The organism is Streptomyces sp. PA03-6a, assembly GCF_033792765.1.
Classification (GTDB): domain Bacteria; phylum Actinomycetota; class Actinomycetes; order Streptomycetales; family Streptomycetaceae; genus Actinacidiphila.
Genome location: NZ_JARAVK010000237.1, coordinates 4,047 through 14,009 on the forward strand (window position 1 = coordinate 4,047; position 9,963 = coordinate 14,009).

Annotated in this window: 8 protein-coding genes; 3 read left to right on the forward strand and 5 right to left on the reverse strand. The window is 74.7% G+C overall.

What is annotated here, in order from left to right:
* Window positions 1-420: 420 nt before the first annotated feature.
* Entirely contained in the window at window positions 421-1,401 is a 981-nt protein-coding gene (locus PV350_RS37105) for an acyl-CoA dehydrogenase family protein (protein ID WP_499513893.1), read from the forward strand.
* Between the two features lie 12 nt (window positions 1,402-1,413).
* Here the strand turns inward: PV350_RS37105 and PV350_RS37110 are convergent, their stop codons facing one another.
* Both PV350_RS37110 and PV350_RS37115 read right to left on the reverse strand, forming a co-directional pair.
* Complete coding sequence (locus PV350_RS37110) at window positions 1,414-4,131, reverse strand: SpoIIE family protein phosphatase (RefSeq protein WP_499513894.1); 2,718 nt, start codon at window positions 4,129-4,131, stop codon at window positions 1,414-1,416.
* 175 nt (window positions 4,132-4,306) lie between these two features.
* Window positions 4,307-4,933 (reverse strand): histidine phosphatase family protein, encoded by a 627-nt coding sequence (locus PV350_RS37115; protein WP_499513895.1) that lies wholly within the window; start codon window positions 4,931-4,933, stop codon window positions 4,307-4,309.
* Window positions 4,934-5,229: 296 nt separating this feature from the next.
* On the opposite strand from PV350_RS37115, the gene PV350_RS37120 reads away from it, so the two are divergent.
* On the forward strand, window positions 5,230-5,496 hold the full coding sequence (locus PV350_RS37120; protein ID WP_499513896.1) for a hypothetical protein: 267 nt from the start codon (window positions 5,230-5,232) through the stop codon (window positions 5,494-5,496).
* Here the strand turns inward: PV350_RS37120 and PV350_RS37125 are convergent.
* Window positions 5,486-6,787 carry an RNA polymerase sigma factor gene (locus tag PV350_RS37125; protein WP_499513897.1) on the reverse strand — a complete coding sequence of 434 codons (1,302 nt, stop codon included), beginning with the start codon at window positions 6,785-6,787 and terminating at the stop codon, window positions 5,486-5,488. The two genes, PV350_RS37120 and PV350_RS37125, sit on opposite strands and share 11 nt — an antisense overlap.
* Window positions 6,788-6,838: 51 nt before the next feature.
* The gene (locus tag PV350_RS37130; protein ID WP_499513898.1) at window positions 6,839-7,204 is read right to left on the reverse strand and encodes a YciI family protein; all 366 of its coding nucleotides are present in this window, start codon (window positions 7,202-7,204) and stop codon (window positions 6,839-6,841) included.
* Window positions 7,205-7,500: 296 nt separating this feature from the next.
* Between PV350_RS37130 and PV350_RS37135 the strand changes: the two genes are divergently transcribed.
* Window positions 7,501-8,868: a polysialyltransferase family glycosyltransferase gene (locus PV350_RS37135; RefSeq protein ID WP_499516942.1), complete on the forward strand. Its 1,368-nt coding sequence runs from the start codon at window positions 7,501-7,503 to the stop codon at window positions 8,866-8,868.
* Window positions 8,869-8,884: 16 nt separating this feature from the next.
* Here PV350_RS37135 and PV350_RS37140 read toward each other — a convergent pair whose 3' ends face one another.
* A complete protein-coding gene (locus tag PV350_RS37140; protein WP_499513899.1) occupies window positions 8,885-9,361 on the reverse strand; it encodes a hypothetical protein in 477 nt (158 codons plus the stop codon).
* Window positions 9,362-9,963: the final 602 nt, after the last annotated feature.

Genomic DNA, 9,963 nt, shown 5'->3' on the forward strand with positions numbered 1-9,963 from the left:
GCCGAGCGGCTGCTCGGGCTGCCGAGGGGGCGTCGCGGATGAGGTTCCTGCCGGGCGCCCGGGGCGTGGGGGAGCACGGTCCGGCCCGCTGCTGCCGGGTGCTTCGCGCCGGCCGTGCCGGGGCGTACGGCGCTGGTGACTCGCGTCGTCCTGCGTGTGCGGGTACGAGCGGGATCCAGCGCGACATCATCGCCGAGCGGCTGCTCGGGCTGCCGAGGGGGCGTCGCGGATGAGGTTCCTGCCGGGCGCCCGGGGCGTGGGGGAGCACGGTCCGGCCCGCTGCTGCCGGGCGCTTCGTGCCGGCCGTGCCGGGGCGTACGGCGCTGGTGACTCGCGTCGTCCTGCGTGTGCGGGTACGAGCGGGATCCAGCGCGACATCATTGCCGAGCGGCTGCTCGGGCTGCCGAGGGGGCGTCGCCGATGAGGTTCCTGCCGACCGTGGAGCAGGCGGACTTCGCCCACGCCCTGGACCGCATGCTCGCCGCCGCCGGGACGCCGGAGGCGGCGCGTGCCTGGGCCGCGGGGGAGCACGCACCGGGGCGGCGGCTGTGGGCCCGGCTGGCCGACGCCGGGCTCTTCGCGCTCGCCGTGCCGGAGGCTTACGACGGCTACGGCCCGCGCCCCGTCGAGCTCGCCCTCGCCTTCGTCGAGCTGGGGCGGCACGCCCTACCGGGCCCGGTCGTCGAGACGGTGGCCGCCGCCGCGCTCCTGGACGCGCTGCCCGACCCGGGGCCGGCCAAGGAGTGGCTGCCCCGCGTCGCCGCGGGACGGGCCGTGCTGGGTCTCGCCGCGCCGGAGGGCGGCCACGCCCTTGACGCCGACGCCGCCGACGCCGTCCTGGTCGTGAGCGGCGACCGGCTGCTCCTGGCCCGCGACCACGGCCCGGTCCTGGCCTCCCTCGACCCCGTCCGGCGTCTGGCCGTCCCGCAGGAGGGCACCGCGGCGGTGCTGGCCGCCGGGCCCGCCGTCGCGACCGCGGCCGCCCGGGCCGCCGACCTGGCGGCGCTCGTCACGGCGGCCCAGGCGCTCGGCGTCGGGCTCGCGCTGCTGGCCCGTACGGTCGACCATGTGCGCCGGCGCCACCAGTTCGGGGTGCCGGTCGGTTCCTTCCAGGCCGTCAAGCACCGGCTGGCCGACACCCTGATCGCCCTGGAGTTCGCCCGCCCCCTGCTGCACGGCGCCGCGGTGACAGGGACCGGCGCCGACGTCGCCGCCGCGAAGGTGGCCTGCGGCGAGGCCGCGTACCGGGCTGCGCGGACCGCGCTGCAACTGCACGGCGCCCTCGGCTACACGGCCGAGTACGACCTGTCCCTGTGGCTCACCAAGGCCCGCGCGCTGCGCTCCGCCTGGGGCACGCCGGCCCGGTGCCGGGCCCGTGTGCTGGCGCGGACGTCCGGCTGAGCCCGGGGGCGTTCACCGCGTCGAGGCGTCGACCGCGCCCGTCAGCCGCGCGCCCGCGTCCAGGGCGCGGTCCGCCCAGGCGGGCAGCGGCTGCTCCGCCCAGATCACCTTGCCCTCGGGGGTGTAGCGGGTGCCCCAGCGTTCGGCGACCTGCGCGACCAGGAACAGCCCGCGGCCGCCCTCGTCGGTGGTGGCGGCGTAGCGCAGGTGCGGCGAGGTGCTGCTGCCGTCGGACACCTCACAGGTCAGCGTGCGGTCCAGCAGCAGCCGGACCCTGATGGGCGCGGAGCCGTAGCGGATCGCGTTGGTGATCAGTTCGCTGAGCACCAGCTCCATGCCGAACGCCAGCTCCGACAGGCCCCACTCGTCCAGCTTCTCCGCGACGGCGGCCCGCATCCCCGACACGGCCGCGGGATCGAGGGGCACGTCCCATTCGGCGACGTGGTCGGCGGGGGTGCACCGGGTGCGGGCGATGAGCAGCGCCACGTCGTCCTTGGGACGGCCCGGCAGCAGCGCCTCCAGCACGGCCTGGCAGCTCTCCTCGGGGGGCCGGTCCGGGTGGGCGGCCAGGGCCTGCTTCAGCATCTCCATGCCGACGTCGAGGTCCCGCCTGCGGTCCTCGATCAGCCCGTCGGTGTACAGGACCAGCTGGGTGCCCTCCGCCAGCTCCAGCTCCGCCGTCTGGAACGGCATGCCGCCCAGGCCCAGCGGCGGCCCGGCGGGCAGGTCGGGGAACTCCACGCCGCCGTCGGGGCGCACCAGGGCGGGCGGGTGGTGTCCGGCCCGCGCCATCACGCAGCGCCGCGAGACGGGGTCGTAGATCGCGTACAGGCAGGTGGCACCCATGACGCCGGCCCCGACGCCGGTGCCGGACTCGTCCTGGTCGATGCGGCCGACCAGGTCGTCCAGGTGGCCGAGGAGCTCGTCGGGCGGCAGGTCGAGGGTGGAGAAGTTGTGCACCGCGGTGCGCAGCCGCCCCATCGTGGCGGCGGCGTGCAGCCCGTGGCCGACGACGTCGCCGACGACCAGCGCCACCCGGTTGCCGGGGAGCGGGATCACGTCGAACCAGTCGCCGCTGACGCCGGACTGCGCGGGCAGGTAGCGGTGGGCCACGTCCAGGGCGCTCTGCTCGGGCAGCGCGCGCGGCAGCAGGCTGCGCTGCAGGGTGACGGCCAGGGCGTGCTCGCGGGTGTAGCGGCGCGCGTTGTCGATGTTGATCGCGGCGCGGGCGACGAGCTCCTCGGCGAGCGAGAGGTCCTCCTCGTCGAACGGCTCCGGCTTCTCCGAACGCCAGAAGTTGGCGATGCCCAGCACCACGCCGCGGGCCTTGAGCGGGGCCGCGATCAGCGAGTGGATGCCGTACCCCACGACCCGGTCCGTGCGCTCGGGGTCCTGGGCGAGCCAGCCGGGGTCCGCGGAGAGGTCGGCGACGATCTCCGCACGGCCGCTGCCGAAGCCGCGCGCCTGCGGGGTGGAGGGCAGGAAGTCGATCAGCCTGCCGAGCGGGTAGAGCGGGGCGTCGGAGCGGATGCCGTTGACGGCCGTGCGGCGCATGTCGGAGCCGGCGGTGCCGCTCGGCTCCTCGCCGCGCAGCACCGGGTCGGCCAGGTCGACGGTGACGAAGTCCGCGAAGCGCGGCACGGTGACCTGCGCCAGCTCCTCGGCGGTCCGCACCACGTCGAGGGTCGTGCCGACGCCCAGGCCCGCGTCGTAGAGCAGCTTGAGGCGTTCCCTGGCGTCCTCGGCGCGGCCGGACAGCGCCCGCAGCTCCGTGGAGTCGCGCAGGGTCACGATCGAGCCCTTGGGGCCGCCGTGGCCGTCGGTGGGACGCTGGTTGACCGCCAGCAGGCGGTCGCCGGCCGGCAGCACTTCGTCGGTGGCCACCCGCTGGGAGGTCAGCAGTTCGACCGTGTCCGGTTCGAGCCCCGGCAGGTCGGTGATCCGCCGGCCCTCGGCGTCGGGGGCGAGGTCGAGCAGGCGCTTGGCCTCGTCGTTGGCGAGCAGCAGCCGACCGTCCTCGTCGACGATGAGCACGCCCTCCCGCACGGAGTGCAGCACGGTGTCGTGGTGCTCGTACATGCGGGTCATCTCGGCCGCGTCCAGGCGGTGGGTCTGCCGGCGCAGCCGTCTGGCGACCAGGGCGGTGCCGCCCATGGCCAAGGCGAGCGCGGCCGCGCCGGCGCCGAGGATGATCGGCAGCTGCCTGGCGACCACGCCGGTCACGTTCTTCACCTTCATGCCGGCCGACACCAGTGCCACGACCTGGCCGTGCGGGTCGGCGACGGGGTCGAAGACGGGCACGACCGCCTGGACCTCGTGGCCGAGCGGGCCCTGCACGCTCTCGGTGTAGACCCTGCCCTGCAGGGACGGCCCGATGGTGCCGACGAACTGCTGGCCGATCCGGCCGGGGATGGGGTGCGTGTAGCGGATCCCCTTGGTGTCCATCACCACGATGAAGTCGACCCCGGCCTCCTTGCGGGCCAGTTCGGTGATGGGCTGGAGGGTCTTGGAGGGGTCCGGTTCCTCCAGCACGTCCACCAGGCCGGGGGAGCGGGCGAAGGTGCTCGCCGCCGCGATCGAACGGTTCACGGCCTCGCGCTCGCTGTCGTGCCGGGACTGCACGACGAGCGCGAACACGCCGCCCGCCACGAGCAGCACGACGATCGCCACCTGCAGGATGAAGACCTGTCCGGCGACGCTCCGCGGGCTCTTCTCGGTCAGTGACCGCATTGTGACGCCCCGAATCGGTCGAAAACGTCGACCATGCCGACATTTCTAACACTGCCCGGTTTGAGGTTGCCATAGGCCACAAGGTCCCCGGACCGGGTACCGGGCCCGCGCGCGGGGCGTACGCCGCGCGCGGTGTCCGGTGTCCGGTGTCCGGCGGGGGACCGGGCGAGCGCCGTCAGAAGTGCAGCTCGGCCGGGAAACCGGTCCAGCGCAGTTCCTCCGGGAGGTGCCGCATGTCGTTGAGGAGCAGTACCGAGTTCGGCCGGCCGGGGGTGTAGCGGATCACCGTCAGGGCGGCGTTGGCGTGGTTGAGGCTGAGCCAGCGCCAGCGGGGCGCGTCCAGCGCCGCCGAGACCAGCCAGCCGATCAGGAAGTTGTGGGTCACGACCAGCTCGTGCGCCGCCTTGCCCGCCGCCATCGGCCCGGCGAACCGGGTCAGCGCCTCGGCGGCCCAGTGCGGCCCCCAGGCGCGCTCCTCGGCGGAGAAGTGGTCGAGGAAGCGGGAGAGGTAGTACGCGCTGTCCGGCGGCAGCTCGGACTCCGCGGGGAAGTACGGCGGATAGTCCCCCGCGAGCTCGCTGGACGCCACGGGCACCCCGCTCCCCAGCCGCTCGCCGATCAGCGCCGCGGACTGCGCGGCCCCGGGCAGCGGACCGTGGTGGACGGCGGAGACCGGGGAGCCCCCCAGCCGCTCGCCGAGCAGTCCGGCCTGCCGGAAGCCGTTCTCCGTCAGGCCGCTCCCGTCCGGCAGCGCCTCGGCGTGCCGGGTGAGGTAGAGGTAGCGGCTCGCCGTTCCGGTCATGCCCTGTCCCTCTCGGGTGTCGACGACGATGGGTGTCCCGCGCGGGCCGCGGTTCCCGCCGCGCCGCGGGCGGCGCACCGCAGGATGATCCCATGAGCGGGACGTATGTCCACCCGCCCGGCACCCCCTCGGTGAGGGCGCGTGGGAGTCCGCGGGTGACTGCGGGGGCGCGTGCCGTCCCCCCGGGCCCGCCCGTCACCCGGGCCCCGCGCAGGGGCCGTCGGCGTCCGGATGCGGCACGCGCCCGCGGCCGTACGATGAAATCCACGCCGTCGGCGAGACCGCGGGAGGCCGCGATGGACAAGGCGAGGGCGACCGGCCGGCACTACGGGCTGTACGGGCTCGTCGCCGCGGTCGCGGTGGTGGTCGCGGTCGGGCTCGGTGTGCCGATCGGTGCGATCTTCATCCTCGCCGTGGCCCTGATGTGCCCGCTGATGATGCTCGTCATGCTGCACGCCCTGCGCGGGTCCGAGGCGCACCGCCACCCGGTCGTCGAGGCCATCGACGGCACCGCCGGCCGCCGTCGAGGCCCGGGACCCGGCGCCCGGCCGCCTACCCCTTAGCCGCCAGGCTCGCCCGGGCGGCGCGCTCGACCAGCAGGGCACGCTCGCGCTCGTTGCGGGTCAGGGAGGCGGCGCTCAGGAACTCCTCGCGGGCCTCGGCGTACCGGCCGAGCCGCTCCAGCAGGTCACCGCGGACGCTCGGCAGCAGGTGGTAGCCGCGCAGCGACGGCTCGTCGGTGAGCCCGTCCACGAGCGCGAGCCCCTCCTGCGGTCCGTACGCCATGGCGACCGCGACCGCCCGGTTGAGTTCCACCACCGGGGACGGCGCGCGCCGCGCCAGGGCCGCGTAGAGCTCGGCGATCCGCCGCCAGTCCGTGTCCCGCGCGTGCAGGGCGCGGGCGTGGCAGGCGGCGATGGCGGCCTGCAGCGCGTACGGGCCCGGCGGACCGCCCGCCGCCTCGGCGCGCGCCAGGGCGGCGAAGCCGCGCCGGATCAGCAATTGGTCCCAGCGCCGCCGGTCCTGGTCGGCCAGCAGGACGGGCTGCCCGTCCGGGCCGGTGCGGGCGGCAGAACGGGACGCCTGGATCTCCAGCAGCGCGGCCAGGCCGTGGACCTCGGGCTCCTTGGGCATCAGCCCGGCCAGCACCCTGGCGAGGCGCAGGGCGTCCTCGCACAGCGCCGGGCGCATCCAGTCGTCGCCCGCGGTCGCCGAGTAGCCCTCGTTGAAGACCAGGTAGATGACCTCCAGGACGGAGGAGAGCCGTTCGACCCGGTCGGGCCCGTGCGGCTGCTCGAAGGGCACGTCCGCCTTCGCAAGCGTCCGTTTCGCCCGCACGATGCGCTGGGCGACGGTCGCCTCGGGGACGAGGTAGGCGCGCGCGATCTCGGCGGTCGTCAGACCACCGAGCAGCCGCAGGGTGAGCGCCACGCGGGCCCCGGTGGACAGCACGGGGTGGCAGGCGGTGAAGACCAGCCGCAGCAGGTCGTCCTCGATGTCGCCGTCGGCGGCCGCCTCGGCAGCCGCGAAGTCGGGCTCGTACGCCTGGCCGCCCTCCAGGGTGTGGCCGAGTTCCACGAGCTTGCGCGCGAAGACCTCCTTGCGGCGGACGAGGTCGATCGCCCGGTGCTTTGCCGTGGTCGTCAGCCAGGCACCGGGGTTGTCCGGGACGCCGGCGCCCGGCCACTGCTCGAGGGCGGCGACCAGGGCGTCCTGCGCGAGCTCCTCGGCGACGCCGATGTCGCGCACGATCCGCGCGACACCGGCGATCACCCGGGCCGACTCGATCCGCCACACCGCCTCGATCGCGCGGCGGGCGTCATCGGTACCTGGAGCCGGAGCCGTCACAGCCACCCATCAGAGCAGCCGCTCCGGGCGAGGGCAACCGGCGGCGCTCCGGGCGCCTCAGGAGAGCTCGGGGGCCTCCTCGACCTGCCGCAGCTCGCAGGTGATCTCCCAGGCGTCGCCGTGGACCTGCAGGAAGCGCTTGGTCCACTCCACGGCCTCCTCCTTCGACTTCGCCTGGACGATCGCGTATCCGCCGATGAACTCCTTGGACTCGGTGAAGGGCCCGTCGACGACGGACAGCTTCCCGTGGTCCCAGTGCAGCCGCGTCCCCTCGGAGGTCGGCCGCAGACCGGCCGTGTCCAGCAACACGCCGGCCTTGGACATCTCCTCGATGAGCTTGCCCATCTCCTCCATCAGCCGCTCGTCGGGGCCGCCCTCGGGGACGTTGTCCTCGTTGATCCGGATCAGGGACATGAAACGCATCGCGTTCTCCTTCTTCAGGTACGGGTTCCTCAGGCACGGGTGGGGATCCTCCCCGCTCCTGCCTACGCGTCGAACGGGCGGCGCGCGGATCGACACGTCGGAGGAAGTTTTTTCCGCGGACGTGTTCCGGGGCCGTGTTCCGGGGCCGTTCCGGGCCCCGCTCACTCGGACCGGTGATATCCGGCGCCATGGCTTGGACCGGGAGGAACCGGTCCGTGATGCTGGGCCACGAGCGGCAGCGCCGCGCCCCGGACCGGATGCCGCGCCGGGCGCGCGGCGACACGAAGGACGAGTGGATGACCCAGATCTTCTTCGCCGCCACCCCTTACGCGGCGGCGACCGTCACGGCGGCCATCCGGGCGGGGTTGTTCGGACCCCGTGGGGGCCGCCGCCGTCTCCTCGTGGTGAGCGACGTCTCGGCCGTCCCCGAGCTCGCCACGCCCCTCGACCGCACGCCGGGCTTCGCCGCGCTGATGCCCGAGTTCGACGCCGTGCGCTCCTGGAACGCCGCCATCGCCCCGCACCACCCGGCCGACTGGTCGCCCCGCGAGGAGGACCTCACCCTGTGGGAGCGGGCACTGCGGCTCGCCTGGGAGCTGGGCGAGGGACCCGTGGAGATCGTCTGCGAGGCGCCGCACTCGCCGCCCGCGCGCTCGGTCGCCGAGATCTTCGCCGAGAGCCCGGTCCACGTGTACGCCGCCGGCCTGACGGGCTACGGACCCACCGCCGACCGGCTGCCGGCCGGCCTCGGCTGCCGTATCGCGCGGCTGCTCCACGTCGACCTGCTGCCGGGGCTGCGCCCGCTGCTGCTCGCCGAGCACGCGGTGGAGCCCGTGGCCGTCCCGAAGGACGTGCTGCTGAGCACGCTCCAGGGCATGGCCGCCCTCGTCCCGCCGGTTCCCGAGCGGCACACCGCACTCCTGCTCGGCGAGCACCTGAGCGCGAGCGGCCTCGTCGACGGGCGGGAGGAGGCCGGGCTCCACGTGCGCATGCTCCGCGGAGCGGTCGCGGCCGGTCACACCTCGCTGGTCTACGCCCCCGATCCCGGCGCGCCCGAGGACCTGACGTCCTCGCTCGGCAAGGCCGCCGCCGGGCTCGGCGTGGAACTGGCGGTCCTGGAGGGGCCCGTCGCCGCCGAGGCCCTGCTCGCGCGGTTCCGTCCCGCGCTGGTCGTCGGCTGTTCCTCGACCGCCCTGTTCACCGCCGCGGCCCTGCACGGCATCCCCGCCGCACGCGTCGGCACCGGGCCGCTGCTGGAGCGGATCGCCCCGTACGAGAGCGAGGGCCGCATCCCGCTCACCCTCGTCGACGCCGCCCTCCCGGACCTGGAGCGGGACGTCGCCCTCGCCGGCCGCCCGCCGGCCCTCACCGCGGAGGTGGTGGAGGGGACCCTCGCCCCGCTGCTGCGGACCGTGGGCTACTGCATGCAGGCCCGTCTCCACCCCGGGCTGCGCCCGGAGGCCGAGGAGTGGCTCCGCCGTCATCTGCCGCGCCACCCCCGGTACTTCAAGCGCCGCCGCCTCACCAGCCTGCGCCTGCCCGGGGGCAGCCCGGTCCGCGCCGAGGCCCTCCGCCGTCACCGCGCCGTGCGCCGGGTGGTGCGCATCCTGCGCGCCGTGCGGGGCGTACGTGCCGTGCGCGGCGGGCGGGCGCTGCGGGTGTGACGGGCCGGCGGCCGTCTCACAGGGGCGCGGGGACGCGCCGCAGGGGGCGGGCGCCGGCGGTCAGCACCTCCAGGCAGGCGATGTAGAGATATGCCGGGCCGGTGAGTTCCACGGCGCCCCTGGAGTGGATCCACAGGGCCGGGTGCCGGGCCGGCCTGCGCGGGTCGGCGGCGGCCAGCCACCCGCCGAGGGTGAGGAAGCGCAGCCCGAGCGGGGACCAGACGTCCTCGGCGCGCGGCGGCACCAGGAAGTACAGGAAGCCGCAGCGCCGGTCCCACATGACGGGCCCCACGGGCGCGGTGCTGTCCTGCAGTCGTGCCAGGACCTCGTGGCCCGGCCGTTCGGGGATCCTGACGGCGTCCCACCGGTGGCCGGCCGGCAGCAGCGTCACCCGGTTCCTGGCGCGCGCCCACTCGTCGAGGCGGCGCCGTGGGTCACCGGCTCCTCGGGCGAGCCATGCCGCGAGGGCGGGCCCGCAGAATTCGTCGCACATACCACTCCCGGATTCTGCTGCGAGTGATCGGCGCACGGACACCGTCCGGCCGGGGAAGCCGACGAAGCATGCATATATCTGCTGCCGGCATGTGCGGAGAGCAATGCCCATGACGTTGAATCACTTGATCGGATGGGGCAAAAGCGGCCAGTTTTGGGCAACCGGGTTTCGGGGGCGTTGATCACCCCTAGATTCCGTCCGACGTCACCGGCGCCGGGCGTGACGCGCCGCGTCCCGGAGCGTTGAAGGTACGGGTTTCGGAGGAGGGAGGGCAGTTTTGGCGACGCCGGATGAAACCGCCCGGGGAAGCGCAGAATCACCGTCGGGATTCCGGGGTGCGGACCGCCTTCGCAGGGGAGCCCGGTGGGGCGGTCGGGCGGAAGCGGGTCCGCACCGCGCCGTCCATAGCCATCGGACGAGTTGTCTGATGACATTGGACGCTAGTCCCTGGTGCGCCCCGCGGCAAGCATTTCGCGGCAGTTCGGTCCGGCCGACGTGGCACGCCGGGGTGAAGGTGCAGGTGAGGGGGTGTGGGTCCGGGTCGGGCGGGTGGGGCCGCTGTAGACTCGATCTCACTCGTACGGGTCAACCGACGTGCTAGC

Excerpts from the sequence above, each read along its gene's own strand:
- PV350_RS37105 (WP_499513893.1), top strand. The coding sequence starts at position 421 with ATGAGGTTCCTGCCGACCGTGGAGCAGGCGGACTTCGCCCACGCCCTG.
- PV350_RS37110 (WP_499513894.1), bottom strand. The coding sequence starts at position 4,131 with ATGCGGTCACTGACCGAGAAGAGCCCGCGGAGCGTCGCCGGACAGGTC.
- PV350_RS37115 (WP_499513895.1), bottom strand. The coding sequence starts at position 4,933 with ATGACCGGAACGGCGAGCCGCTACCTCTACCTCACCCGGCACGCCGAG.
- PV350_RS37120 (WP_499513896.1), top strand. The coding sequence starts at position 5,230 with ATGGACAAGGCGAGGGCGACCGGCCGGCACTACGGGCTGTACGGGCTC.
- PV350_RS37130 (WP_499513898.1), bottom strand. The coding sequence starts at position 7,204 with ATGCGTTTCATGTCCCTGATCCGGATCAACGAGGACAACGTCCCCGAG.
- PV350_RS37135 (WP_499516942.1), top strand. The coding sequence starts at position 7,501 with ATGACCCAGATCTTCTTCGCCGCCACCCCTTACGCGGCGGCGACCGTC.
- PV350_RS37140 (WP_499513899.1), bottom strand. The coding sequence starts at position 9,361 with ATGTGCGACGAATTCTGCGGGCCCGCCCTCGCGGCATGGCTCGCCCGA.